Annotated in this window: 22 protein-coding genes; 8 read left to right on the top strand and 14 right to left on the bottom strand. The window is 68.3% G+C overall.

Annotated elements, in window-relative coordinates; all coding sequences use genetic code 11:
- The first annotated feature begins 61 nt into the window (after positions 1-61).
- Positions 62-1,006 carry an acyl-CoA desaturase gene (locus ACFSXZ_RS27950; RefSeq protein ID WP_378268197.1) on the top strand — a complete coding sequence of 315 codons (945 nt, stop codon included), beginning with the start codon at positions 62-64 and terminating at the stop codon, positions 1,004-1,006.
- 9 nt (positions 1,007-1,015) lie between these two features.
- Here ACFSXZ_RS27950 and ACFSXZ_RS27945 read toward each other — a convergent pair whose 3' ends face one another.
- From ACFSXZ_RS27945 to ACFSXZ_RS27925, 5 genes are all read right to left on the bottom strand, one after another.
- On the bottom strand, positions 1,016-1,423 hold the full coding sequence (locus tag ACFSXZ_RS27945) for a DUF6292 family protein (protein ID WP_378268196.1): 408 nt from the start codon (positions 1,421-1,423) through the stop codon (positions 1,016-1,018).
- A gap of 53 nt (positions 1,424-1,476) precedes the next feature.
- Positions 1,477-2,250, bottom strand: coding sequence for an NYN domain-containing protein (locus ACFSXZ_RS27940; RefSeq protein ID WP_378268195.1), 774 nt, complete (start codon positions 2,248-2,250; stop codon positions 1,477-1,479).
- Between the two features lie 111 nt (positions 2,251-2,361).
- Positions 2,362-3,231, bottom strand: a complete 870-nt coding sequence (locus ACFSXZ_RS27935; protein ID WP_378268194.1) for a class II glutamine amidotransferase — start codon at positions 3,229-3,231, stop codon at positions 2,362-2,364.
- Positions 3,232-3,371: 140 nt separating this feature from the next.
- Entirely contained in the window at positions 3,372-4,385 is a 1,014-nt protein-coding gene (locus ACFSXZ_RS27930; protein ID WP_378268193.1) for an NADPH:quinone reductase, read from the bottom strand.
- Between the two features lie 46 nt (positions 4,386-4,431).
- Positions 4,432-5,289 carry an aldo/keto reductase gene (locus tag ACFSXZ_RS27925; protein ID WP_378268192.1) on the bottom strand — a complete coding sequence of 286 codons (858 nt, stop codon included), beginning with the start codon at positions 5,287-5,289 and terminating at the stop codon, positions 4,432-4,434.
- Positions 5,290-5,514: 225 nt separating this feature from the next.
- Here ACFSXZ_RS27925 and ACFSXZ_RS27920 point away from each other — a divergent pair, with 225 nt between their 5' ends.
- The 4 genes from ACFSXZ_RS27920 (at position 5,515) to ACFSXZ_RS27905 (ending at position 10,214) form a co-directional block, all read left to right on the top strand.
- Positions 5,515-6,135, top strand: coding sequence for a TetR family transcriptional regulator (locus ACFSXZ_RS27920; RefSeq protein WP_378268191.1), 621 nt, complete (start codon positions 5,515-5,517; stop codon positions 6,133-6,135).
- Between the two features lie 94 nt (positions 6,136-6,229).
- Positions 6,230-7,027: a hypothetical protein gene (locus tag ACFSXZ_RS27915; protein WP_378268190.1), complete on the top strand. Its 798-nt coding sequence runs from the start codon at positions 6,230-6,232 to the stop codon at positions 7,025-7,027.
- On the top strand, positions 6,967-7,983 hold the full coding sequence (locus ACFSXZ_RS27910) for a hypothetical protein (RefSeq protein ID WP_378268189.1): 1,017 nt from the start codon (positions 6,967-6,969) through the stop codon (positions 7,981-7,983). Before ACFSXZ_RS27915 ends, ACFSXZ_RS27910 begins: the two co-directional genes overlap by 61 nt.
- Positions 7,984-8,003: 20 nt before the next feature.
- Positions 8,004-10,214: an AAA family ATPase gene (locus ACFSXZ_RS27905; protein WP_378268188.1), complete on the top strand. Its 2,211-nt coding sequence runs from the start codon at positions 8,004-8,006 to the stop codon at positions 10,212-10,214.
- On the opposite strand, the gene ACFSXZ_RS27900 is transcribed toward ACFSXZ_RS27905, so the two are convergent.
- From ACFSXZ_RS27900 to fxsA, 4 genes are all read right to left on the bottom strand, one after another.
- Positions 10,172-11,383 (bottom strand): hypothetical protein, encoded by a 1,212-nt coding sequence (locus ACFSXZ_RS27900; RefSeq protein WP_378268187.1) that lies wholly within the window; start codon positions 11,381-11,383, stop codon positions 10,172-10,174. The genes ACFSXZ_RS27905 and ACFSXZ_RS27900 overlap by 43 nt on opposite strands.
- Before the next feature lie 173 nt (positions 11,384-11,556).
- Complete coding sequence (locus tag ACFSXZ_RS27895) at positions 11,557-12,576, bottom strand: hypothetical protein (protein WP_378268186.1); 1,020 nt, start codon at positions 12,574-12,576, stop codon at positions 11,557-11,559.
- Positions 12,557-16,195 (bottom strand): FxSxx-COOH system tetratricopeptide repeat protein, encoded by a 3,639-nt coding sequence (gene fxsT / locus ACFSXZ_RS27890; RefSeq protein WP_378268185.1) that lies wholly within the window; start codon positions 16,193-16,195, stop codon positions 12,557-12,559. Before fxsT ends, ACFSXZ_RS27895 begins: the two co-directional genes overlap by 20 nt.
- 6 nt (positions 16,196-16,201) lie before the next feature.
- On the bottom strand, positions 16,202-16,372 hold the full coding sequence (fxsA, locus tag ACFSXZ_RS27885) for an FxSxx-COOH cyclophane-containing RiPP peptide (RefSeq protein ID WP_378268184.1): 171 nt from the start codon (positions 16,370-16,372) through the stop codon (positions 16,202-16,204).
- A 240-nt stretch (positions 16,373-16,612) separates the two neighbouring features.
- Here fxsA and ACFSXZ_RS27880 point away from each other — a divergent pair, with 240 nt between their 5' ends.
- Together ACFSXZ_RS27880 and ACFSXZ_RS27875 are read left to right on the top strand one after the other, a co-directional pair.
- Positions 16,613-17,719, top strand: a complete 1,107-nt coding sequence (locus tag ACFSXZ_RS27880) for an FxsB family cyclophane-forming radical SAM/SPASM peptide maturase (RefSeq protein WP_378268183.1) — start codon at positions 16,613-16,615, stop codon at positions 17,717-17,719.
- Entirely contained in the window at positions 17,716-18,879 is a 1,164-nt protein-coding gene (locus ACFSXZ_RS27875; RefSeq protein ID WP_378268182.1) for an aKG-HExxH-type peptide beta-hydroxylase, read from the top strand. The genes ACFSXZ_RS27880 and ACFSXZ_RS27875 overlap by 4 nt, the downstream gene beginning before the upstream one ends.
- Positions 18,880-18,888: 9 nt before the next feature.
- Here the strand turns inward: ACFSXZ_RS27875 and ACFSXZ_RS27870 are convergent, their stop codons facing one another.
- From ACFSXZ_RS27870 to ACFSXZ_RS27855, 4 genes are all read right to left on the bottom strand, one after another.
- On the bottom strand, positions 18,889-20,073 hold the full coding sequence (locus tag ACFSXZ_RS27870) for a cytochrome P450 (protein ID WP_378268181.1): 1,185 nt from the start codon (positions 20,071-20,073) through the stop codon (positions 18,889-18,891).
- A 68-nt stretch (positions 20,074-20,141) separates the two neighbouring features.
- Positions 20,142-21,308, bottom strand: a complete 1,167-nt coding sequence (locus ACFSXZ_RS27865; protein ID WP_378268180.1) for a transcription termination factor Rho, short form — start codon at positions 21,306-21,308, stop codon at positions 20,142-20,144.
- A 236-nt stretch (positions 21,309-21,544) separates the two neighbouring features.
- Positions 21,545-22,843, bottom strand: a complete 1,299-nt coding sequence (locus ACFSXZ_RS27860) for an NRAMP family divalent metal transporter (RefSeq protein WP_378268179.1) — start codon at positions 22,841-22,843, stop codon at positions 21,545-21,547.
- Positions 22,843-23,517, bottom strand: a complete 675-nt coding sequence (locus ACFSXZ_RS27855; RefSeq protein WP_378268178.1) for a hypothetical protein — start codon at positions 23,515-23,517, stop codon at positions 22,843-22,845. The genes ACFSXZ_RS27860 and ACFSXZ_RS27855 overlap by 1 nt, the downstream gene beginning before the upstream one ends.
- Positions 23,518-23,952: 435 nt before the next feature.
- Between ACFSXZ_RS27855 and ACFSXZ_RS27850 the strand changes: the two genes are divergently transcribed.
- Complete coding sequence (locus ACFSXZ_RS27850; protein WP_378268177.1) at positions 23,953-24,798, top strand: enoyl-CoA hydratase-related protein; 846 nt, start codon at positions 23,953-23,955, stop codon at positions 24,796-24,798.
- Here ACFSXZ_RS27850 and ACFSXZ_RS27845 read toward each other — a convergent pair.
- The gene (locus ACFSXZ_RS27845; RefSeq protein WP_378268176.1) at positions 24,743-26,281 is read right to left on the bottom strand and encodes a long-chain-fatty-acid--CoA ligase; all 1,539 of its coding nucleotides are present in this window, start codon (positions 26,279-26,281) and stop codon (positions 24,743-24,745) included. The two genes, ACFSXZ_RS27850 and ACFSXZ_RS27845, sit on opposite strands and share 56 nt — an antisense overlap.
- Between the last annotated feature and the right edge of the window lie 47 nt (positions 26,282-26,328).

Here is a 26,328-nt window from a genome sequence, read left to right as displayed (position 1 = left end):
CGGTAGAAGTGCACGATCCCACTCGTCTCGGACTGTCCACAAACAACCGAAACGAGGTCCCATGACCAACGTAACCTCCGCCGGGCATACCAAACCGGCACCGAAACCGGTCATCTCCGGCACGCGTACGCCGCTCGAGATGGTGACCATCCGGGCGTTCCTGCTCGTGCCCTTCCTGGCCCTGCTGGCGGCCGTCCCGGTTTTCTGGGGATGGGGCGTCAGCTGGCTCGACCTCACCATCGCGGCGGTGTTCTATCTGGTGTCCACCCTCGGGATCACCGTGGGCTACCACCGGTACTTCACCCACGGCGCGTTCAAGGCCAAACGTCCGCTGCGCATCGGGTTGGCGGTCGCGGGGGGACTGGCGGCGCAGGGCCCGGTGATCGGATGGGTCGCCGACCACCGTCGCCACCACGCCTTTTCCGACCGCCAGGGCGACCCTCACTCGCCCTGGTTGTTCGGCACCTCGCCGCTCGCCCTGGCCAAGGGCTTCTGGCACGCGCACATGGGCTGGTTGTTCGATCGCGACACGACCAACGTCGACCGCTTCGCCCCCGACCTCGTGGCCGACCGCGACATCCGCATGGTCGACCGGCTGTTCCCGCTGTGGGTCGGCGCGAGCGTGCTGGTTCCCCCGATTCTCGGCGGCCTGATCACGATGTCGTGGTGGGGAGCCCTGACCGCGTTCCTGTGGGCCGGACTGGCCCGCGTTTCCTTCCAGCACCACGTGACATGGTCGGTGAACTCGATCTGCCACATGATCGGCGACAGGCCCTTCACCAGCCGCGACAGGTCGGCCAACTTCTGGCCGCTGGCTCTGCTGTCCATGGGGGAGTCCTGGCACAACTCCCACCACGCCGACCCCACGTCCGCCCGCCACGGGGTCCTGCGGGGACAGATCGACGTCTCCGCGCGGTTGATCCGGTGGTTCGAGCAGCTGGGCTGGGCGTGGCAGGTCCGGTGGCCGACGCCGAAGCGGCTGGCGGCGCTCACCAAATCGGCGTAAGAGGCCGGATCAGGCGTACTCGGCCAGACGCTCGGCAAGCTCGTGGCGCTCGTTCGGGAAGACCGGCCGCGGCGGCGAGCCCGCTCGCTGCCCCGCGATGACGTCGGTGACGAATCGCGCCACCACGTCCGGAGCGGGCACGACGTCGGTGCCCGCCAGGTAGGCCACCACCATGGGTGCCGCCCCGGGGTTCGTCTCCACGGCGACCGACCACCCGTGCTGCTCGCTCCAGATCAGCATCAGGTCCTCGCCGGGACGTTCCGACCACCGGCGCGCCAATCCCAGGTAGGCCGTCGCCGTGTCGCTGACTTCGAACGAAGTCGCCTCGGCGGGCACACCGACGGCCTCGGCCACCGCTCGCAGGTATCCGGCCAGCCCGTGGCTCAGGGTCGCTGTCCCGTTGGTGCGCTCGTCCATGGTCACCAGGCTATGTCGCGGGCATGCACAACGATCCGTTCCCTCCCGGTGTGTCAGGGTTTCTTGTCCTGGCGGCGGCGTTGGTCGCGGGCGTAGGGGATGGCGGGTTTGCCGTCACCGGGGCTGCGGCGTTCGATGTCGAAGAGGGTGGTCGCGGTGATGAGATCGCTGAGTTTGGCGTAGCCGTAGTTGCGGGAGTCGAAGTCGGGGCGTTGGTGGGTGAGGATGTGGCCGATGGTGGCCAGGGGTGCCCAGCCGTCGTCGTCCGAGGCGGCTTCCACCGCGGTCCGGAGCTGGTTGACCAGGGCGGTGTCCTGCTTGAGTTGCGCGGCGGTGGGACGCGGGGCGAGTTTGGTGGTTTCGGTGGGTGCGGCGGTGACGGTGTAGGCGGTGAGGTTTTCGGTGTAGATGAACTTGTCGCAGGCGGCGACGAAGGGCTTGGGGGTTTTGCGTTCGCCGAAGCCGTAGACGGTCAGGCCGGATTCCCGGAGGCGCGCGGCGAGACGGGTGAAGTCGCTGTCGCTGGAGACGAGGCAGAACCCGTCGAAGCGGTCGGAGTAGAGCAGGTCCATCGCGTCGATGACCATGGCGGCGTCGGTGGCGTTCTTGCCGGTGGTGTAGGCGAACTGCTGGATGGGTTGGATGGACTGGGCCAGCAGGTGTTCCTTCCAGCCTTTGAGGCTGGTGCCGGTCCAGTCACCGTAGGCGCGTTTGACGTGGGCGGTGCCGTACTTGGCGACCTCGGCCAACAGTCCTTCGATGATGCTCGGCTGGGCGTTGTCGGCGTCGATCAACACCGCGAGCCTGACCGCGCTCTCCTCGGCCATGACCGGACCCCTCCTCGTCGGATGCTGTCGCACACGGCAAAGACAAGCACAGCGGTCCACCCTCGCGTCTTCCGGGCCCGCCCCTCTTCCTGCGGTCGCTGAAGGACCTTTTCATCGTCCCGTTTGCGATGCCTTCGCGTGGGCGCCGAGATCGTCGAGAGTGAGGCGGCGGCGGGGCGGCCGGTCGAGGACCACCTGCCGGGTGACGGCCAGGTCCCGGCCGACGTGCAGTAGTTCACCGGAGCGCAGGTTCTGCCAGCCGGGGTCTTCGTCCATCTTTTCGCTCGCGACGACCACCGCGGGGTGCTCGGCCAGCGCCCCGGACCGGGCGCGGATCCGGCCGGCGGGGCTCGCGTGTTCGAGGTGACGATCACCGTGCCCGCCGCCCGCCGCGCGCTGGAGCACGAAAAGGTCGTGCGTGTCCGGATAACGCAAGGCCCACAGTTCCGACGGCGTCGTCAGGATCATGTTGATCGCGAAGACGCCGAGCCGCTCGGCGACCCAGTGGGCGGCTTCGGTGATGCCGGCGGTGATGTCTCCGTCGTGACGGTCGATGGAGCGGGTGATGAGCGCGAAGAACCGTTCCGAGTCCGTGTCGCCTCGCACCAGATCCCGGTATTCACCGAGCGCATCGTCCAATGTGTCCAGATCTCCGATGACTCCGTTGTGGGCGAAGATCCGGCCTCGTTGCGTGAAGGGGTGGGTGTTGCGTGGATCCAGGCCGCCGTTCGAGGCATAACGGACGTGGGCCAGGAAGGTCGTCGACTCCCGTTCCTTCGCTTCCTCGGCGAACTGCCGGTCCTGGTAGGCGGCGAGCGGCTGTTTCTCGACATCGGGCGTGCCGTCCGCGCGGAAGACGCCCAGGCCGGTGCCGTCCGGCTCGCGGCGGCTCTGCCGCGCGAGGCTGTCCGGCGCTTCCAGCAACCAGAACGTCGCCCGCACCCGCTCCGGGCTCGCGGTCATCCCGAACAACCGGCACATCGCGCACCTCCCGTTTCGTCGCGAACTCGCTTCCAGCTACCACCGCGTCGCGAAACCAAACCAATGAGGTGTGCTGTCGAATCCTCCCGTGGTATGGACCATTCAGCCGGTAACGGGTCCGCCGCCGAGCGGGTTGTCCGTCACGACGTGATGTCCAGGACGATTTTGCCGACCGCGCCGTTTTCCGCCGCTTTGTGCGCGTCGGCGGTGCGGTCGAGCGGAAAGCGGAGCAGCGGCAGGCCGTGCTCCTCGCCGACCGGCAGCGCGTTGTCGCGGACAGCCGCGGAGATGTCCTCGGCGGCCTCGGCGAGCAAGTCCGCACCGACCGTGTAGAGCACGAGGAATTGCAGGCGCGTGTTCAGCAGTATGTTCTGCCAGAGGTCCAGCTCGATCGGCTTGTCGCCGTCGTTGGCGTAGACCGAGATCGTGCCGCGCGTCCGCAGCACGGCCAGGTCCAGCGCGAAGTTCGCGCCGAGCGCCACCTCCGCGACGATGTCGACGCCATCCGGAGCGTACTCGCGGATCTCGGCGGCCGGGTCGCCCTCGCGATAGTTGACCACGTGGTGAGCACCGGCGGCGGTGGCCAGCCGGGCCTTCTCCGGACCGCTGACCGTGCTGATCACCGTCGCGCCCGCCCATCGGGCGAGTTGGATCACCGAGCGCCCGACCGCCCCGGCCCCGCCCGCGGCGAGGACCACCTTGCCCTCGAGCGCTCCGGGTCGCAGACGACGCGGCCCGTCCTCGGCGACGGTGAGAGCGCGATGCGCGGTGATCGCCGGGACACCGAGTGAGGCACCGAGGTCGAAACTGGCCTCGTCGGGCAGCGGCACGGCCTGCTCGGCGGGCAAGACGGTGAATTCGGCTTCGGTTCCGGTCGGCCGCCCGTGAGCGGCCATGTACACCCAGACGCGCTGGCCGGTCCGGCTCCGGTCGACCCCCTCACCGACAGCGTCGATCACGCCGGCGCCGTCCAGGCCCGGAGTGATCTCGGGGAACCCCATGGGCGCGAGCGCGCGTGACTTCCAGTCCGTCGGGTTGATGCCGGACACGGCGACCCGGACGCGAACCTCGCCGGGGCCGGGCACGGGCAGGTCACGGTCGACGAGCCGGAGAACGTCCGGGCCGCCGTTCTCGCGGTAGACGATGGCCTTCATAGGAAGCCTTACCTCATTTTTTTCTGGTGCCGAGGGAAAGGGGAAGTCAGCCGAGCGGAACGTTGCCGGAGCGTGATTCGACGGCGTCGAGGGTGGCGCGGGCGGCGTCGTCGAAGACGATGTCGCTGACGGCCATGTTGGCTTCGAGGTGGGCGGTGTCGGCGGTGCCGGGGATGAGCAGCACGTTCGGGGCGTGCTGCAACAGCCAGGCGAGGCCGACCTGGGAGGGCGTCACGCCCAGGGATCCGGCCACGGCGTGAACGGCCGGCTCGTCGGTGACCTTGGGCATGCTGGGGAAGGCTCCGCCCAGCGGGAAGAACGGCACCCAGGCGACGCCCTCGGCCGCGCAGAGCCGCAGCATTTCCTCGTCGTCGCGGGCGACCAGGCTGTAGGCGTTCTGCACGCAGGCGATGCCGGCCGGCAGGGCGCGGCGCAGGCCGTCGATGGTGACGCTGCTCAGCCCGATCGCACCGATCTTGCCCTCGTCGCGCAGCTCGGTCATCGCCGCCAGCTGGTCGTCGAGGTCGACGACCTGGTCACCGTGGGGACGGACGCCGGGACCGGTGTCGAGACGGCGCAGGTTGACCACGGGGAGCCGATCGACGCCGAGACTGCGCAGGTTGTCCTCGACGCTGGCACGCAGTTGCTCGGGCCGCTGCGCCGTCCGGAGGGGAAGGGGCCCGCCCGGGTTGGGATCGGCGCCGATCTTGGTGACGACCAGCACGTCGTCGTCGGGCCGCAGTACCTCGCGGATCACGTGGTTGGCGAAGCCGAAGCCGTAGAACTCGGCGGTGTCCAGGTGATCGACGCCGAGTTCGATCGCGCGACGCACCAGTGCGACGGCTTCACCGCGGCGATCGTGCAGCCGGGGGAGCTGGGCCGCGCCGTAACCGATGCGAGACACGACGCGGCCGGCGAAAGAAGCGGTAGGGGCGCTGATGAGAGGTCTCCTCGGTCGGTGGCCACGGCTGGTATGCCGTGCCGGTAAGTTACAACCACTGGATGACAAAAATCAATAGTTGTCAGTCGGATGAATGGCTGACAGAGTTTGACACCTGTCGGCCCGCCGACATACGTTGCTCGCCGAGGACGTCCAGCAGGCCTCCTACCTGCTCGAAACGGAGACTTCATGCGCGGGGAGCCGCTCGACGCGGAGACGATCGTGTCGGTCACCGAGGAACTGCTGCGCCGCCATGGGCCGGAGAAGACCACGGTGCTCGACGTCGCGCGGGCGCTCGGCGTGAGCCACGGGAGCGTGTACCGGCATTTTCCGTCCAAGGTGGCGCTGCGCGAGGCCGTGATCCAGTGCTGGCTCGGCCGGATGCGCGAGCCTCTCACCGCGGCGGATCAGGGGCCCGGGTCGGCGCCGCACGATCGGTTGCGTGGTCTGCTCACCGCCATGGTCGCCACGAAACGGGCGAAGGCGAAGGAAGACCCTGAACTGTTCGCCACCTTCCGCGTACTGGCGAAGGAGCACAGCGCCGTGTTCTCCGCCCATGTCGACGACCTGCTCGCCCGGATCCGGGCCATCGTGGTCGACGGCATCGCCAGTGGCGACTTCGCCGCCGTCGACCCGGACGTGACCGCGCGAGCGATGCTGGACGCCACCTGTCGATTCCGCGATCCGGGCTACGCCGTGGAGTGGTCCACCCCCGGGATCGAGGCGGAATCCGATGCCGTGATCGCGCTCATCCTCGACGGCATCCGGGCACGGCCTTCGGAAAGAAGCAAAAGACCGCGTCCTCGTTGACGAAAGCGGGGGACCATTGGGCCGATCCGGTGACTTGACTGGTCCGGCCGGCCGAATGCGTTACAAACTTCCGTTATCCGTCGAATAATGATGCATGGGGTTCGCGGGCCGACTGGCCGCGGTAGTCGTCGTGGCCGGCGCTGCCGCGTTGTGGTATTTCACCGGTTCCGGCGTTTCCGCGGGTACGGCCCCGGCCGACGACGCCGCGAAGGTTTATTGCCTTTCCGCGGACCAGCGCGCCCGGCTGAGCGATGCCGCGACGGCGCTGGGAATTTCCCCCGCGGCGGCGAGTACGGGGCAAGGCCCGGATTTCACCCGGGCATGCGACGCGTTGACCGCCGCCGCGCGGATTCCGCAACAGCAGGCGGTGCCCTCGAGCCCGGCGAAAACCGCGCTGACCGCGTTGATCCCGCTCGTCGCGGGGGCGGCGTTGACCTGGGTCACCGGTTTCTGGCGGGACGAACGGACACAGAGCAGGTTGCTCGCCGACGCGCTGCGCGAAGCCTCGCGGAACTTTCGCAAAACCGTGCGGGCCGAGCAGCGGAAGTGGTTCGGCCCTCCGAGCGGCAGGCGCCCGGTGGACGTGGAGATGCTGGCCGCCAGGGACGAACTGGCCGGCCAGTTGCGCAAGATCGCGATTCTCCGCGCCGGCTGGCGAATGCCGGGGAGGTTGAAGGACAGGCTGATGGACGAGCCGTTGCTGGGGGAGGAGATGAACACCTTCGCGCCCGGTGATACACCGGAAGCGCGGGCGGAGAAACAGGAGCGGGCCCTGAAGGGTCTGTCCGCCGGAATCGACGATGTGGTAGGAGCATTGGAGCAGCCGTGGCGATGGCATCGCGCGATGCGCGGGACGACGCGTCCGAGCGAAGCGAAGGTCTCGACCCAGTGAAGAATCCCTACCATATTCCCGGCATGGAGGCCCCGGACGACCCGTTGTGCCCGTACCTGTACGACCACGAGAAGTACTACGTCAAGGTCGACAGTACCCAGGACGAGTTCGACCGCTTTCAGCGATCCATCGGACCGCTGGGCGGCTTCCGGGCCCACGGTCGACTGGTCGTCGTGACGGGAAAGGACGGCTGCGGCAAGACTTCCCTGATCAATCGCTGTGCCGCGTGGCTGTCCGGCCAACTCGGCGATCGGGCGCAGATCTTTCCGCTGGCGGCCTCCACGCTGCCGCACATGTCCCTCAGAGTGAGAATGGAACAGGTCCTCGAGGACTTGATCTACCATTTGAGCAGCGAAACCAGCGTTGTCTCCGAAATGCACGTGCAGGAGCTGGATCGGCGGCTGAACGAACTTCGTGATCGTCTGCCCCAGAAGGACGAAGACCATCACGCGGGCATCGAAACGGTCTACAAATACCTGCTCAGAGCATTGCCATCCGGTCAGGTGGGGATCATTATTCTGCCCAGGTCGGAACTCGGTCGGGAGATCGCGAGCTACGTCGGTCTGGCCAGGCTTCCCCGGCTGGTGTTCTTTGCCGAGAGCAGGTATGGCGACGATGTGCGACGATCGGTCCAGGCGGGACAGGGTGAGGGCAGGCCACCGCTCATGCTGGAGGTGGGGCCGTTGAACCGTGACGACGGCTGGCTCTTCGCGAACGCCAGGCAGGGCCCGGACGAGGCGGGCCGGGAGATACCCCTGGTCACCAAGCAGACGATGGGCAAGCTGCTCGCCCAGAACAGCCGTTCCATCAAATGGCTACACGCATTGCTCTATGGAGTGTACAAAGAGTTCGACGATGTCCCGGAAGTGATGGCTTCGTTAAAATCCCGGGAAGTGACCTACGAACACTTCACCGATTACTTCTTCCGCACCGCGCAGCCGGACGGTGCGTCGTGATCAGCGGGCGGAGGAGTGAGGTGCCGGCTCCGGGCAATCCCTTTCCCACCCAGGCGGTCGCGACCGGTCACGAGACGCTGACCCTCGACACCGCGGCCATCCGTGAGGCCCGCCGGCTGCTCGACGAGTACCTGTCGGCGCCCGCGACCTTCTCCCGGGGCACGGTGATAGCCGTCGTCGGGGAGTACGGGACGGGAAAGACGCACCTGGTCGCCGAGATGGGCCGTCACATCGCCGGGTCGCCCCGAAGATCGCTGACCTACACCATCTCGCTCGAGGCGTCCGAAGAAGGTTTCGTCGCCCTGTACAAGAGCTTCGTCCGTGGGCTGGACCAGAGGGACGTGACGCGCCGCGTCCGCGAGTACTACGCCGACCTCGTCGCGGACGAGCTGGAATCCTCCGAGCTGACCCAGGCGCTCGCGCGCCCGTTGCGCGCCGGGCAGCTGGACCCGCTCGAGCTGGTCGACAGGGTCAATCTGATCGAAAGCGACCTGTTGGCCCGGTTGCGGAGCAGGCTGACCGACGTCACCCAGAAAGAAGAGTTCTCGATCGCGTTGACCCTGCTGCTGCGGGAGGGCTTCTACGACGCGGCGTGGGAATGGTTCCGGGGCGGGGCACCGGACCAGATCCTGGTGGACCGCGGCATCCGGGACCCGATCGCGACCGATGAGCTGGTGCTCGAAGCCATGGGGGTCTTCGCGCTGCTCTACGGCCGGCGCGGGCACTCGTTCGTGTTGTTGATCGACGAGTTGCACAAGTTGTTGTCCACGGCGCGGAATCCGGCCGCGGCGACGATCGCGGCCGTGAAAAAGCTGTTGCAGGTTTTCGCGGCCGCGGACGGCCTGCTCGTCCTGGTGGGCCTCGAGGACTACATCGACGTGGTCGGCAAGGACTCCGTGGAGCGGCTCGGCCAGGTGATCCGGATGGCGCCGCTGACCACCGAAGACGCCGAAACCTACATCACGCGCGCGAAGGTCGCGGCCGGCGGTGAGGCGACGTTGTGGCCCTTTTCGCCGGATACCGTGCGCTACCTGCTGAAGATCACCGATGGCGTCGCGCGCCAGTTCATCCGGCTGTGCCATCACCTCTATCGCCGGGCGGTCGACGTCCGGACCGCGGTCACCGAGCCGATGATCCGGGAAGTCGCCCGCGACCGGATCGTACTGGACACTGTGGACAGTGTGCGCAACGAGGTGCGCGCGGTGCTCGACGCGCAGGGGCTGCTCTACTACCGGCAGCACCGCCTCGGCGCGAACGTGCGGGTCGACTATTGGATACCCTTCGGTGACGAGGAATCCGGTTGCGCGGTGATCGTGACCGGTTCGATCTTCGACGCGGACGAGGTGGCTCCGCTGCGTGAAGCGGCCATCGAAATCCGGAAAGCGGCTCCCGGAGCCGACACCGTTCTGGTGGTGGTCGGCTTCCTGCCGTCGGTTCTGCAGGACGAGATCACCGACTTCTTCGGTATCGAACCGCTGATGTACGACCAATGGACCTTCCAGGGCGGGCTCAGCTCGATCCTGGCCGGCCGGATCTCGGTGTTCGAGTCGGCCTCCTCGGAGGACCCGGTCGTCCTGCTGCGCAACCGTCTCGAACGGATGAACCGGCAGTACACGAACACCAGGCTTTACCTGCAGCAGCTCACCGCGAGCGTCGACACGATGCGAACCTCTTCGGAGTACCATTTCTCGGCGTTCCACCGGTCATTGGACGACCTGGCCCAGGCGGTCCAGCCCACGCGGAGCGAAGCCGGCGAAGCGCCCTCACCCGGTTTGCCCGCGGATGTGACGGGGTTGTTCGACCAGGCCGACGAGGCGTTGTCGGTGGCGGGCAAGGTGGACAACGCCATTCGCGAGGCGTTGTCCGGCGGCATCAGGGCACGGGACGCACTGCGAACGTCGTTGTCGACGCGCGTGTTCGAAGCGATGGGCGTGGCGGCCGTGATCCGTAGTCTCCTCGCCGAATTCCAGCGTGAAGTGACGGACTGGTACCGGCGGTACGTGCGCAAGGAGCGTGACGCCGACCGGACGACCTTGAGCGCGCTCTGTCACAACTACGACAGTCTTTACGATCAGGTCCCGGTGTTCCGGTTGAACGATCTCGAGGATTTCGAACTGTACGCCACCAGGGCGTCGGGAACTCCCCGTCAACGGGGATACCTCGCGCTGAGCGGCTTCGGAGGACGAGTTCAGGACGCCTTGTTGTCCGCGGACGCGGGCACGTCGGACTGATCCGGTTCCGGGGCGGTCGGTCGTGCCGCTTCCGGCAGGGGAAAGGACCACGGGGGAACCGGCCTGAAGCGTTTCCGCCGGTCGATCACCCTGCCGACCAACGGGGTGGAGGCCAGGTGGAGCAGATTGATCACGACGATCGCGGGCGCGACGACGGCGGCCACGCCGGGCAGGCTCTGCTCCAGCACCAGAGCCAGGATGATCGCGGTGATCCCATTCTGTTGGCTCACGGCCAAATAGGCTCGGTCCGCCTTCGAGGGAAGGCGGACGGTGAGGATCAGCGCCACGACCACCTGAGCGGCGAACCCGGTGACGCCCAGCAACAGGCCTTTCGTGAGGTCCACGCCATTGAGCAACAGCATGCCCAGGCCGCCTGAGGCCAGGAGGAAGGCGCCGTTGGTGGCTCGATCGAGCCAGGGGCCGAGCCACGGCCGGAAGAACAGGCCCGCGGCGGCGAGGCCGAGGAAGAGCAGTTGCCAGGCGGCCAGCCCCATGATGACGACCAGCAGCACCGTTGCCAGGATGTTCGGCTTCGACGGCAGGCGCTCGTCGGTGATGAACCGCAGGCCTGCCCGGCGGGTCAGGACCCACCAGGCGCCGGCCGCCACGATCGCCACCACCGCGTTGAGGAGCAGGCTGAACAGGAACGAACCGACGCTCATGATCGAGAACGTGCCGGTCTCGCCCATCATGTCCACGGCGAGTGCGGTCGCGTACAGGCTCAGCAGTGTGGTGACCGGATCGTCGAACGACGACCACGCGGCGAGGATCGACCTGGCTTCCTCGGACAGCCGCGACGAGTCGCGCAACGCGGCGACCGAGAGCGGGTCGATCTGCGCGATGGCGATGCCGACGACCAGGAAAAGCGGCTGAGGATACGCCCAGTACATCACCGCGGTGATCAGGGCGGCCTTCAGGACGACCCCGACGGTGACGGCCGAGACGACGATTCCGGCATGGGATTTCAGCGACGGCAGGGAGATTCCGGCGGTACTGCCGAACAGGCCGATGGCCAGCAGTGTGGTCGCGCCGTAAAGATAGGCGGAACTGTGCGTGAAATGGCCGAGCCCGGGAAGGTGGACGATCAGCCAGCCGGCGCCCACCGCGGCGGCCATGACCACCAGCCGGCGGCCGGATCCCGGCTTTCCCCCACCCGCTGTTCCCGTCACTGAAAGCTCCGGCCGTTGGCGTGTTCGGTCATCGCCCCGCCTGTTACCAATCCGACCGCAAGTAGGCGGATACGGTCCGCAGCCGGCCTGCTTGTCGCCACCTCTTTCCGCCGTGGCTGCCGTCGGATTGGTAACGAACGACACAGTCAGGGTAGCCAATGATCAGAAAAGGCTCAACGCCCGATCGCGGGACGAAATTCTTTTCGGCAGGCGAGTGTCAGGGCGGCCATTTTACTGTCGGTCACGGCCACCCGGCCCTGGTCCATCGTCACGCCGATCAGGTATTCACCCGGCCGGATCCGGTAGTAGTACACCGCGCCCTGTTCGACATCCAGCACGACGCGTTCGAGCCGGGGGCCGATTACGGTCGAGGCCATTCTCCCGAGTTTCCGGACCCACGCCGGCATGGCCGGGCCCAGTTCCTGGTAGAACTCGCGGCGCTCCGTCACGGAAATCTGGTGAAAATACGGGGCGATGTCGGGGTGCGCCAGCTGATCGGCCGTGCACAGGACGCGGAAATCCTTGCAGTAGGCCACGAACTGCAGGTCGGCCGGGGAGAGCGGGCCGGTCAGCAGATCGGTCAGAACCGTGCCGCCGCCTTCGTCTTCCACATGCGGTGGTGAAACTTTCCTCGGGGACGCCACGACCGCGTCCTCGGGGTCGTCCGGTTTCGGGGTGATCCAGGAGCCCGGGTTCAGCGGCGGCTGGCTGATCAACGCGCGCAGGTCGGTCACCAGCCTGCCGATCGCGCTGTCCACCTGCCGGGCGCCGGCGAGATCCGCCGGCGAGGCGTCCTCGGTGGGCAGGGCCGACGCATCGTGGCAGAACCCGATGACATGCTCCTGGGGAATCACCGAGTCACAGACCAGCAGCCCTCGCGGGCCGTGGACGACGGTGCGGATGAGCGCGCCTGTCTCGGTCGCGGCGAGCATCCGGTCCAGCTCGCCCGCCGCGTTGGTGATCTGGGTGCCGGTCCGGACGTAGATGTCGCGTTCCACTGGCGTGCCGGGCAGGGAAGCGAGCCGGTCATAGGCGAAGTCGAAGCTTCCCCTGGTGAAGTGCGCCAGATGGTGCAGCACGGGAACGTCTTCCATGGCGTTGCGGCACAGGTCCATCGCCGCCTGGTACTTGGCGTCGACGTGGGGCTCACGCTGCAGGCGGATCTCGGACGGTTCAGAAGGGCAGGTCGACATGGATGTCCTTCCGTTCGGATGGCGATGCCGCCAGGTTTTCGGCCACCAGCGCGGTGTAGGGATGGTTCTTCGGCAGGTATTCCCGGCATTCGTCGTGCGCTTGGGCGAGGAGCGCGTCCGCCTCGCCCACGGCCCCGCGAGACGCGAGCGCATTCGCGTGATTGATCTTGCCCGCCAGCGACCACGGGTGGTCTTCACCGAGCCAGTCCGCCAGTTCGGCGCTGACCTCGGCCGAGTGCTCGCGCGTCAGGACCGCGAGGTTCAGGCGGTGCAACGCCGTGTAGACGTGCCGGGACTCCGACGAGGGGAAGGCGCGCCGGCTCTCCTCCAGCAGCTTGATCGCGGCCTCCGTGTCGTGCTTCAAGTGGTAGTCGATGGCGAAACTGAGGGTGCAGCCCGCCGTACGCGGGTCGGCCGTGCCCAAGAGCCGCCGCATCCGCCGTCGCGTTTCCAGGTTCTGCTCGAACGCGCTGTCGAACTTGCCGATCTGGCGCAGCAAAATCGCGCGATGCCACCGGATCCGCAGTTCCTGCGCGGGATCCGTGCCCTGTCCCTCCATCGCGATGACGTGCTGGAGCGCGTCGCTCAACACGGCTCCGGCTTCCGCGTACGCACCCTGCTCACGCAGGTACACGCCGAGGTTGCAGGCCGACACCCAGACATCGGGGTGATCGTCGCCGAAGAGCGCCAGCCGGATGTCGCGGTTGCGGCGCTCCAAGTCGACCGCCGAACCCACGTCACCGGTGAGGAAATAGGTGTAGGCGAGATTGTTGGCCGCCCGGCGGGTATCGGGATGGAATTCGCCCAGCCGGTCCCGGAAACCGGCGAGCGTTTTCTGCTCCGCGGCACAGGAATCGGCGAACCGGCCGAGGCCCCGCAGGTTGGCGCCGCGGCTGCGCCAGGTCTTCAACGTGCGGGGATGGTCCGGGCCCAGCAGTTCCTGCTGTCCTTCGAGCAGGCCGTTGTCCCAGGCCAGCAGCAGCCGGTCGTCTTCTCCGGCCGCGCGGCGAAGGTTCGTCAGCTGGAATTCCAGCCGCATCCTCAGCGAGGACTCGGCTCGGGTCTCCGGCATCCAGCCTGCCAGCACGGCCTCACTGAGCTCGACCGCCTGACGGGCGGATTCCTTGTCCGGCAGGCGGAGCAGGTAGTTCACCTGGTCGACCAGCCACCGCCGGACCGTGATGTCCGGGCTTCCGGCCGCGCCCGCCGGTTCCAGATGGCGCTGCAACTCGGCGAAGTCCGCGAGGTCCTGCGGTGCCTCGGGTTCCGGGCTCGTGGGCGCGAACGCGGCGAGCGCGGAAAGGACCGCCCGGCGGCATTCCTCCGCCTCGTCCGGCGGTTGCGCGGCCCGTAGCAGCCGCTGAACCGGCCGGATCATGCTCAACCGCGCCGGCCTTTCCCAGTTCATCCGGAACAGCTCGTACTGCTCGCCCCGATGCAGAACCTGGTCGAGTTCCAAGGGATCCAGCTCCAGCGCCTCGGGGTCCTTGGCGACCTCGGCCAGCGCGCGGATCATCGCGGGGCTACGGAGGAACCGGAGCGCCACGCCGTCGGGAGACAGCCACGAACACAGTTGCGCGAGCCGGAGCGCGACGCCGCCGAGGTCGTCTTCGGCGAGCGAATCGGTGATCAGGCCGATCGTGGTGCCCAGCGACTCCGGGAGAGAGTCCGCCGCGGCCTCGCGCCGCTGGGCTTCGCAGCGGGCGGCGAACTCGTCGGCCGCCCAGCGCGCCGCGGCGTCCCCGCTGGTGACCTGGGGGCGGATCTTCGCGGCGGTGACCGAAAGCCACGCCGCGACCAGCCGCAGCGCCAACGGCAACCGGTCGGCCAGACCGGCGATCCGCGCGGCGTGTTCGACCGGCAGGCCGGTGACCAGCCGGGCCAGCAGCGCGGCACCCTCGTCCTGGCTCAACCGTCCGATGTGGACAGCCGAGGACGACGGCGTGCGGGTGGTCACGATGACGTGGCCGTTCTCGTGGTCGGGCAGCAGACCGGTGAGGCGGGCGGGATCCGGCACGTTGTCGTAGATCAGCAGCCACCGCCGGAACCGCTCGGGGGAGCCGAGCGCTTCGAGCGCGGCGCCCTGCCTGTCGGCTCCGGAAAGGCTCAGTTCCGCGGCCAGTGCGGTCAGCGCCGCGCGGATGGAGCGTTCGTCCTCCGCCGGAATCCACCACACCAGGTCGTAGTCGGCGGTGAAACGGTGCGCGTATTCGAGCGCGATGGCGCTCTTGCCTGCTCCCGCTTCGCCGTCGAGCCGGCAGGTCACCACGCGGGTGCCCGCGCGGAGCCGGTCGCGCACCTCGTCGAGCTCGGCTTCGCGCCCGCCGAACCGGTCGTCCCGGGGCGGGAGAACGGATCGTCCCGGCCGGCGCACGGGATCGCCGGGATAGAGTTCGCGCCGGCGCCCCGAGTCCCCCTCCTGCCGCTCGAACAGGTCGAAATGGCGCAGCAACCGGCGACGCGCCCGCTCGGCGTTCAGACCGCGCAGATCGATCATGACCGGTTCCGGCCCGTCGTCGACCCGCACCGTCAGCACCTCGGCGTCGCCGGGGGCGGCGGGAAGGCGGGGATGCATGATCCGCAGCACCGAAAGCGGGCCGCCCCGCGCCGGTGGTGCGGGATCTTCCGGCAGGGAGGCCACTTGCGCGCCACCCGCCTCCAGTACGTCGGAGATCCAGTCCGCCCACAACCGGTGTTCGGCGGCGTAGGACAGGAAGATCCGTGGCGGCGCCTCGCGCCGGCCCATGCCGAGCGAGAACCGGTAACCTTCCTGGGCCCTGGCCGGCAACGCGGTCATCCGGCGGACGTGGCCCAGGCTGATCTGGTCCGCGACCGCGACGTAGGCATCCGACATTTCGGCGCCCGGCGCTTCGTAGAGGACGGCGACCGCGTGGTCGGAAAGCATGCCCAGGGGGTGGTAGGGGATTTCGGTGACGGAGATGGTCACGTCCGGCCCGCCTGCCTCCTCGAATCGCGCGTGGACGTGATCCCTGATGTTGCGCGCGACGGCGCTGTCCTGATCGTCGATCTGCAACACGATCGCGACCACGTCGAGCCTGAAGGGCACCTGGGCGGAAAGGGCGCGCGCGATCGTTCCGGCGTGGTCGACGTCGCTGGCGCGAGGATGGAAGCACACCGCCACGGTGTCGCACAGATAGGCCAGCCGCTTGGTCATTTCGTCCGAGGTGCCCGCGGACACGTCGAGCAGGACGTAGTCGTATCCCGCGGCGCGGACACGCTCACGGAGGCCGGGTTCGAGGGTGGCGGTGCGGGTCGGTGCCGCCTGCGCGCCGTCGAGGGCCATGCTGTCGATCGGCGCCGCGCCCGGAATCGGTAACCGGTACCGGTTGCCTGCCAACGGTGTCCGGGTGGGCAGGGCCAGCAAGGAGCGCGCGAGGGCGGCGGTTTCGCCGCCGGGTTCGTCGTCGGCGAGAAATGCCTGGAGATAGGCGTGGACACGGGGATCGTCGGTCCCGTTGTCGATGATCAGGGGCCGGTGGCCCGCCGAGGCGAGCACGCAGGCCACGTTCGCCAGGGCACAGGTCCGGCCCACGCCCCGGGTCGACGAGGTGAAGGCGACGATCCGGAGGGAACGCGCCGTGTTCGCGGAAGGATTCATCGTCGCTCACAGTTTGTTCTGAAACGCGGCGTACCGTTCGGTCGGACTGCCGCTCTCGCGGAGGACGCGAGTCAACGCTTCGGCCAATACGGAGCCGTCCAGTCTGCTGATCATTTCCAGGGTGATCTCGCTCAAGTCCACGAGACGGGACTCCCCAGGGGACTCGTCGTTGTCCACTCCGGGTGGCCTCCCCTTCCGGTTCGAAAAAAACCCGCTTTTTCCCGGGTTCTCGGCGCGGTTGCCGGGCAATTCATGGTACTCGACCGCGGCGCCGCCCAATGCGTCATACGACACAGACCCGCCGGATTACCGGCGTTTCCTCCGGATGGCCCAACTTCGTTTCCGCGACGGGCGAAGCGGTGCCCATCGGATATGGTTTGCTTGCGCTGCCGCACTGGTGGGGAGGTCAGAGGCGTTATGCCGGGTCCGTTCCGCGAGTTCATCCTCAAGATCCACAGTCGCTGCGATCTCGCCTGCGACCATTGCTACGTCTACACCATGACCGACCAGCGCTGGCGCGAACGCCCGCGGACGATGTCACCCGAAATAGTGAATAGTACCGCGAGGAAAATTTTCGAGCACGCCCGTGATCACGGCCTTTCCGCGGTTCATGTCGTGCTGCATGGTGGCGAGCCACTGCTCGCCGGTCCCGCCGGTGTCGAAAGGTGCGTAACCGCGCTGCGTTCGTCCTCCCTCGAGGTCGGCGTCAGTGTCCAGACCAACGGAATGGTGCTGGACAACGGCTACCTGAAGGTGTTGCGACGGCTCGGCGTGAAGGTCGCGGTCAGCCTCGACGGCGACAGGCGCGCTCACGACCGCCATCGACGGCGTCGCGACGGGACGGGCAGCCACGCCGCGGTCAGCCGGGCTCTGCGCCTGCTCTCCTCGGGACCACACCGTTCGCTGTTCACCGGTCTGCTCTGCACCGTTGACCTGCGCAACGATCCGGTCACCACCTACGAGAGCCTGCTGGAGTTCGCTCCGCCCAAGGTCGATTTCCTGTTGCCGCAGGGGAACTGGCTGCGACCGCCGCCAGGACACGAACCGGGCGCCACCCCCTACGCCGACTGGCTGATCCCGGTGTTCGACCGGTGGTGCGCACATCGCCCGCCGGAGACCAGGGTCCGGATGTTCGAGGAGATCATGGCCGTTGTGCTGGGTGGATCGTCGGCGGTGGAAGGCTTCGGGCTGACCGAACCCGCGTCGGTCGTGGTGGAGACCGACGGCGCGATCGAACGTTCCGACATGCTGACGGCCGCCTACGAGGGTGCGGCGGCCACCGGCCTGAACGTCCTGACGGATTCGTTCGACGACGCGCTCCCGCTGACGATCCCGGAACCACGGTCGGCGATCTGCGCGGAGTGCGAGGTCTTCGCCTCGTGCGGAGGCGGTTTGTACGCGCACCGCTTCGGCGCCGACCACACTTTCGGCCACCCTTCGGTGTACTGCGCGGATCTGTTCGCGCTCATCACCCACATCCGCGGGCGAATCGGCCGGGAACTCGCGGCGCTGCGACGGCCATGAAGGTGCCTTTTCACCATCTGCCCGCGCGCACCTTCGCGGCGCTCGCGGCCGGTCGCGGTGGTCCCGCGGCCATCGCCGCCCTGGCGGCCGTGCGGTCGAGCCGCGACCGGCTGCTCGCGCATGCCCTGCTGGAGTTGGCGAAGAAGGCCGGCGGGGAGCAGGCCGCGATCGTCAAGGACGCCTACGCGACGCTCGTCGCGGTTGAAGCGTGGGATCGGGAAGCGGTCGCCGCAGTCCTCGACTATCCGACGGTGAGCGCGTGGCTGCTGCGCACCGCGCTACAGCTTGATCAAGGCCGGGTCGACGAGGCGACGCCCGGTTGGCTGTCTTCCGTGGCCGCCGCCGCCGTGGTGCGTTCGGCGGTCACGGCGACCGTGGAGATCACCTCCATCGACGGCGCGCTCACTTTGCCGACGCTCGGCGTGGCCGAGTATGACGGTCGAGCGCGGGTCGTGTCTTCGCCGCGGGAGGCGATTCTGGAAACCGGACGCGGTGCCGTCGACCTTCGCGCGGGTGGGGACGGCTGGCGAAGCCTGCCTCGTCTCACCGCCGAACACCGTGGCCTCCGGCTGGAAATTCTCGCCGACAACTGGGAAAGTGGCTGGTTCGGCACGACGCCGGTGGTCCCGGCCGAACGGATCGGCACGCGATGGCGCGAAATCCTGGCACAGGGCTGGCGAATCCTGGCCGCACACCGCCCGGAGGCGGCCGAAGAGGTGGCATGCGCGCTGCGCACTCTCATCCCGTTGCGGGGCGACGGCGTCCATCAGGCCAGTGGCACCCCACAGGACGCTTTCGGATGTATGGCGATGTCCCTGCCGCTCAGCCCGGAAATGGCGGCGGTGACCCTGACACACGAGGTGCAGCACACGAAACTGAGCGCCCTCGACGACCTGATTCCGTTGGTGGACAAGAACGACGACAGAACCTTCCACGCCCCATGGCGGCCGGACCCCCGGCCGGCTTTACCGTTGCTGCACGGAATCTACGCGCATTTGTCGGTCGCCGACTTCTGGCGGGGGCGGGACGAGGCGCGGTTCGGGCGATGGCAAGCGGCCGTCGTGGAAACGGCGGCGACCCTGCTCGGCAGTGGCCTGCTCACCCCCGCCGGCGAGTTCTTCGTGAAGGGAATCCTGGAGCGGGCCAGGTCCTGGGATTGACGTCTTTCCTTACCAGGTGACCGGCAATTCGTAGATGCCGTAGACATTCGCGTCGCTTTTGAAGGGCACCTGGTCTTCGGAAACGGCGAGCCGGAGGTCCGGAATGCGGGCGAAGAGCGCATCGAAGACGATCTGGAGTTCGGCCCTGGCGAGATTGTGGCCGAGACACTGATGGGCGCCGAAGCCGAAGGCGAGATGGTGCCGGGCTCCCCGTTCGACGTCGAACCGCAGAGGGTCCGGGAAGACCTCCGGGTCGTGGTCGGCCACATGGGGGAGGCCCACCACGCCTTCGCCTGCCTTGATGCGCACGCCACCGATTTCGATGTCGTCCAGTGCGAGCCGGGAAATTCCCGCGTCGATGATGCTGTAGTAGCGCAGCAGTTCCTCGACCGCGCCGGGCGTCTTCGCGGGATCGGCCCTGATCACGGCGAGCTGGGCGGGATGCCGGAGCAGCCCGAACACGCCGAGCGAGATCATGTTGGTGGTGGTCTCGTGTCCGGCGAGGAGCAGCAGGAAACCGAGACTCACCAAGGCTTCGCGATCCGCCTTGCCACCGGCTTCGCGCTGCTTGCGGATCTGGCGGCCGAACAGGTCGTCGGGCGGGTCGGCCTCCTTTCCGGCCACCAGTTCGTCCAAATAGGACCTCAAGTCGCCGATGGCCTGGCCCCGCCCCTCCGGGGGTGTGTCGCGTTTCAGGAGGGTGGTCGCGCGCTCGGTGAAGAATTCGTGGTCGGCGAAGGGGACACCGAGCAGTTCGCAGACCACGAGTGAGGGGACCGGGAGCGCCAGTGCCCGGACGAGGTCGGCCGGCCGTGGTCCGGCGAGCATGGCGTCGATGTGTTCGTGGACGATCCGGTGGATGCGGGGGCGCAGTTCGGCCACCCGCTTGACGGTGAATTCGCCGAGGACGGCGCGACGGGCCGGTCCGTGCTCGGGCGGGTCCATGAACAGCAGCGACCGCACGCTGCCCGCCTTGACCTGCGGCATGGCGAACAGCGACGGGAAACCCGGTTTCGTGCGGTCGGCGCTGAATCTCGGATCGGACAACATGATCCGGATGTCCTCGTGCCGCGTCAGCACCCATGCTTCCACTCCGCTGGGCGTCATCGCGCGATAGACGGGTTCTTCCTCCTGTAGCCGGAGGTACTCGGGATTCGGCGCATGGGGGCAGGTGCGGGTGAGAGGCAGTGTCACCAGGAGAACCTCCGCTTCTGTCGATCACGGTACCGATTCCGGGGGTTCTCGTCCAACGGCCGCCGGGGTCACCGGGTGCCGTCGCGTGGTGTCGTGTTGAGGATCTGGGTGAGGAAATCGGCGTTCGTGGGCGTGCTCCGCAGTCCGTCGAGGAGTGCGTCGACCGCCTGTTGAGGCCCTCGGCGGTGCAGGGCGCGGCGCAGTGCCCGAGTAGCCGCCAGTTCCGCGGGTGAGCACAAAAGCTCTTCCTTACGGGTACCGGTTCTGCTCACGTCGACCGCGGGGTGGACGCGTTTGGCCGCGATCGTGCGGTCCAGCGCGAGTTCGGCGTTGCTCGTTCCCTTGTATTCCTCGAAAATCAGGGTGTCACCGGCCGATCCCGTGTCGACCAGCGCGGTGGCGAAGATGGTCAGGGAGCCGCCGTTCTCGATCGCCCGGGCGGCGCCGAGGAACCGCTTGGGCGGGGTGAGGGCGGCGGAATCGATGCCGCCGGAAAGAATACGGCCGGAGGCGGGCGCCGCCAGGTTGTAGGCGCGGCCGAGCCGGGTCAGCGAATCCAGCATCACCACCACGTCCCGGCCCATCTCCACCAGGCGTTTGGCGCGTTCGATGGCCAACTCGGCCAGTGCGGTGTGCTCGGCCGGTGGCTGGTCGAAGGTGGCCGCGATGACTTCGCCGGGCACGGCGCGGGCGAAGTCGGTGACCTCTTCGGGGCGCTCGCCGACCAGCACGAGCATGAGGTGGCATTCCGGGTGGTTCTTGCTGATCCCGTGCGCGATCGCGGACAGCACCGAGGTCTTTCCGGCCTTCGGCGGCGCCACGATCAGGGCTCGCTGCCCCTTTCCGACCGGCATGAGCAGATCGGTCACGCGGGTGGTCAGGGCGTGCGGTTCGGTTTCCAGCCGCAGACGCTCGCGCGGGTGGACGGGGACCAGTTCGGAGAACATCGGGCGCGCGGTGGCTCGTTGCGGATGCTGTCCGTTGACCGTGTCGACGTGGACCAGGGACGGGTGTTTGCGACCGTGGCCGGCCGGCTGTGCCCTGCCGGTCACGGTGTCGCCGCGGCGAAGCCCGTGAGCGTGGATCAGGCCGGGACGGACGTGGACATCGTGTGGCGTGGCCAGGTAACCCTCGACACGGAGGAACGCGCGGTTGTCCACGATGTCGAGCACCCCGGCGACCGGTCGCTGTGCATCTTCCGGATGCGATTCGGGAGAGGTTTCTTTACTGTCCATAATGGATTCTTTCGGTGCTGGTGAGTGAAGAGGAGATGCGGCGGGCCGGAAACAGTCCGGCATGGGCCGCGGAGAGCGTCCTGTTCGCGTTGGGAACGGCTTCGACGAAGCACACGTTCAGCGGAACGGAAGAGGAAACTCGCGAATGCTTGTGGGGGACATCGTCCTGAGCCCGCAAGCGTAAGACACTGTGAGCGTACCGGCTGGCGATCGCACGCGCAACGTGCTCGCCCGGTTCAGCTTCCGTCGCCGACGCCGAACCAGCCAAGAATGGTCTGAACCAGGACGGTGACGGACAGGATGGCGACGACCGTGACGCAGAGGGTCGCGACGGTACGGAAGACGGGCCCGTTGGCGGCCTTGCCGAGCACGCTGCGGCGGTTGGCGAGGATCAGCACGTAGACCAGCAGGATGGGCGTGATGATGCCGTTGAGGACCTGGGCCCGCACGAGCAGTTCGATGAGGTTGCCGGGGATGAGGGCGATCGCGCCGCCGACCACGATCTGCCCGGTGAACAGGCCGAGGAACACGGGTGCTTGCCGGAAACCGCGGGAGACGGAGCTTTCCACCCCGACGGCTTCGGCGACGGCGTAGGAAGTCGAAAGGGGCACCACGGCGGCGGCCAGCGCGGAGGCGCCGAGCAGGCCAAGGCCGAACAACTGCCCGGCGAAGCGGCCGGCCACCGGTTCGAGCGCGGTGGCGGCTTGGGCGGCCGAGTCCAGCGGTGCGCGGGTGGTGATCGAGGCGGCGGTGGCGATGATGACGAAAATGCTGATCAGGTCGGCGAAAATGGACCCGGCGACGGTGTCGACGCGCTCACGGGGATAGTCGGCGGGGCCGATGCCGCGGTCGGCGACGGCGGCGGCGACATAGAACTGCATGTAGGGAGTGATGGTGGTGCCGATCAGCGCCACCCCGAGCAGCAGGAAATCCTTCGAGGCCACGAAGTGCGGCAGGCTCAGCCGGCCGAGTGCCTCGGGCCAGTCGGGGTGGGCCAGGATCGCGGAGACCGGGTAGGCGAGGAAGGCCAGGGAAAGGACGAGGAAGATCTTTTCGGCGTAACGGTAGGAGCCGAACACCACCAGGCCCCAGATCGCGGCCGCGGCGATCGGTACGGAGACGTACCGGGACACGCCCAGGAGTTGCATCGCGGCGCCTATTCCGGCGAACTCGGACACCACGAGCCCGACGTTGGCGACGACGAAGCACAGCAGGGCGAAGGCCGACACCCGGATGGAGAACTGTTCGCGGATCAGGGCGCCGAGCCCGACGCCGGTGTACGCGCCGAGCCGGGCGCACATTTCCTGCACGACCACCAGGCCGACGGTGACCAGCACCATGAAGAAGAGGGTGCGGTAGCCGAACTGGGCGCCCGCGGAGGCGTAGGTGGCGATGCCGCCGGCGTCGTTACCGGCGTTCGCCGCGACGAGACCGGGCCCGGCGACCGCGAGGGCGGCGACCAGCCGGCGACGCCACCGTCGCCCGCCGCGCGGAGGCTCGGCCGGGCGGACTTCGTCGCTGACCGTGGTCTCCATCAGCGACCCAGCTCGGCGAGCAGATCGGCCAGGTCGGCCGGGCGCAACGCGGTGAGGGCGGTGTTGGGCGTGCGCAGCCGCACCTGCCGGGGTGCGACACCCTCCGGCCCCGAGACGTCCAGCGCCTGGATCGCGGACCAGTCGATCACCTTGTCCGGGGCCGGCTGGGTGCGCCAGCGAGCCGGGCCGATCCGGCGGGCCAGCACCCGCAGCCCCACTTCGGTGCCCACCAGCCGCAACTCGGTGTCCATTTCGGACAGATAGAGATCGGAGGCGCGGATCACCCGGATTCCGTCGGTGTCCACCAGTTGGTGATCCAGCACGTCGTGCCCCAGCCGCACCTCACCGTCGCGCCGCTGGAAGTCCCGCAGATCCAGACGGGCCGAGCGCAGGCGCACGCCGGCGGGCTCGATCCGTTCCACGACCGCGGCCGGGACATAGGCGCGTCGCCGCCCGATCTTCACCACCAGCCCGGTCACCGGCGGATACGGCTCACCGGCCCATCGGCACACCACGTCGACCAGCCGGCCGATCTCGGCATCGGCCTGGTTGTACACCGGCCGGCCCAGCAACCCGGACAACGACACCAGCGCGCCCCGCACCACGCGGCGCGCCCGCACGTGCCGCGCCCGTCGCCGCAACGACTCGGCTCCCAGCATGCTGACCACAGTCACCTCCACCACAAGACGGCATGACGAAACAGGAAATGGAGGAAACGGTCACGGAAACACCGCGCACGACCGGCGAATGCGACAACCGGCGCAAGGGGCGGAAATCGCAGGCGCTGTCGAACGGAAAAGGAAAACCGGGACGAATCGTCAGAGCGTCGTCACGGTGAACCGCGACCGGGTACTACTGGGGGGCTCACTGTTTTGCACGAGCCTCACCTCCACCTCGATCGCGGTTTCCGGCGCACCCACACATGCCGGGCAGCCGTCACCAGTATCGCCCAGTCTCCCGACGCGTTACACACCGGCCTCGCCCGGGTGTGCGGCGTCACACCGAAGTTCCTGGAAGTGAATTTCGAATCGGATCCGGTCCGGTCTTCGTGAAGTGCCGTGGTATCAAGATGTCCGGAGAGCTTTGTCAACCATGGGAAGGCCGAAGCGATGGCCGGCGAAGAACTCGTGCGCCGGGAGGACGACGGTGGCGTCGCCACGCTGTGGTTGAGCCGCGGTCCCCGCAACGCGCTCGACGCGGAACTGCTGGCGGCCCTGGTGGAGGCCATGGCCGGTGCCGACGCGGATCCGGACATCGGTGCCCTGGTGTTGACCGGAAACGGCCGTACGTTCAGCGTGGGCGCCGATCTGTCGACCGGACCCACGGCGGTGCGCGACCTGATGGCCGGGCTCGGCGGCTACGGCGGAAAGGAATTCCGTGAACCGGCGGGGCGCACCACCCTGCGCATGGCCGCGCTTTCGGTGCCCGTGATCGCCGCGGTCAACGGTGACGCGATCGGCGGCGGCGCGACGGTCCTGCTCGCCGCCGACGTCCGGTTCGCGGCCGATTCCGCCCGGTTCGGTTTCCCGTTCACCCGGCTCGGGCTGTGCCCGGAAGGCGCGTCGACCTTTTTCCTGCCTCGTCTGGTCGGCGCGTCCCGGGCCTCGGACTGGCTGCTGAGCGGACGGTTGATCGACGCGGCCGAGGCGTTGTCGGCCGGTCTGGTGTCACGGGTGCTGCCCGCCGGGGAGGTGCTCGCCGAGGCCCAGACCTACGCCAGGGAAATGGTGGCGCACACGTCACCGAGCGCCGTGGCCGCCACGAAAGCGTTGCTGGCGGCAGGTCCCGCCGATCCGCGGACCGCATCCGACGCGGAAAGCCGGACCATCGCCGAACTGGCCGCGGCACCGGACGGTTTGGAGGGCGTCGCCGCCTTCCTGGACCGCCGTCCGCCGCGGTTCAGGAAACGGAACGTCGCTCGCCCGTCCAATGGCGTGCCCGCAACTCCTGCTTGAGGATCTTTCCGGCGCCCGACATGGGCAGCGCGGCGGTGAACTCCACCGACCGGGGTGCCTTGTACCGTGCGATGGACCGGGCGCAATGCTCGCGGAGAGTGTCCGCGTCCACCGTGGCGCCGTCGGCGAGCACGACCACGGCATGGACCCGTTCGCCCCACGTGTCGTCCGGCACGCCGATCACGGCGCACGCGGCCACCGCCGGATGCTGGGCGAGAACGTTCTCCACCTCGACGGAGTACACGTTCTCCCCGCCGGTCACGATCATGTCCTTGATCCGGTCGACCACGAACAGGTACCCGTTCTCGTCCAGGTAGCCACCGTCCCCGGTGTGCATCCACCCGCCGCGCAAGGCCTGTTCCGTCTCGTCCGGACGGTTCCAGTAGCCGAGCATGACGTGCGCGCCCCGGGAAACGACTTCACCCACCGTGCCGGCCGGGACGTCGCGATCTTCCGCGTCGACGACCCGGATTTCCGCGTGCGGGGCGGCCCGCCCCGCGGCACGGCGCAGACCGGGTGCCGCGTGGTCCGCCGGGGTGAGCACGGTGGTGACCGGGGACAGCTCGGTCATTCCGTACAACTGGGTGAACTCGGCGGTCGGCAGCCGCTTCGCCGCCCGGTCCAGCACCGCCTCGGAAATCGGCGATGCGCCGTAGAGCAGCCTGCGCAGGCTGCTCAGGTCGTAGTCCGCCGCGTCCGGGGAATCGACCAGCAGCTGGATCATGGTCGGCACCAGCAGCGTGTCGGTGACCTGGTGTTCCTCGATGGCCTTGGCGACCCCGGCGGGGGTGAATCCCGGCACGATCACGTGGGTTCCGCCGAGGACGTTGCGCGCCACCCACGACGCGCCGTCCGCGAGGTGGAACATCGGTGCCGCGTGCAGCAATCGCCCGCCCGGCAGCACGAACGCCTCGGTGGCCGCCGTACCGAGCGCGGACACCAGCAGGTTGGCGTGGCTGAGCACGACCCCTTTCGGGGTGCCCGTGGTGCCTCCGGTGTAGTAGATGGCGGCCGGCGCGTCGCCGCCGCGCCGGGCGTCGGGGACCGGCGCGGTGCCGGCGATCGACGCCTCGAGGTCCAGCGCATCCTGGGGCAACGCGCCCATGCGTACCACGGTGAACCCGGGGGCGTGCCGGGCGAGTTCGGGCACCATCGGGGCGAACGTGTCGTCGACCACGAGCACAGCCGCGCCGGACTCGCGCAGCGCGAAAGCGATTTCCGGGCCGCTCCACCGCGTGTTGACCGGCACCGCCACGGCGTCCGCCCACGGCACCGCCAGCAGGAACTCGTGGTACACGTCGCTGTTGTGGGCCAGGATCGCGACCCGGTCACCGGAACCGACCCCCAGCGCCCGCAGTGCCGCGGCGAACCTGGCCACCCGTTCGGCGCACTCGGCCCAGGTGCGCGTACGCCCGTCGAAGATCGTCGCCGGTTCCCCTGGTGCCTGTTGGACCGCGCGGTGCAGTGCCTGAGTGAGGTACACAGCCGCCCCTCTCCGCCGTGTTGTTTACTAAGTGTCAACAGCCTGTA

Source organism: Amycolatopsis pigmentata (genome assembly GCF_042684065.1).
GTDB lineage: Bacteria > Actinomycetota > Actinomycetes > Mycobacteriales > Pseudonocardiaceae > Amycolatopsis_E > Amycolatopsis_E pigmentata.
The sequence above is the reverse complement of the archived record's forward strand: the minus strand, read 5'-3'. Positions and strand labels throughout refer to the sequence as shown.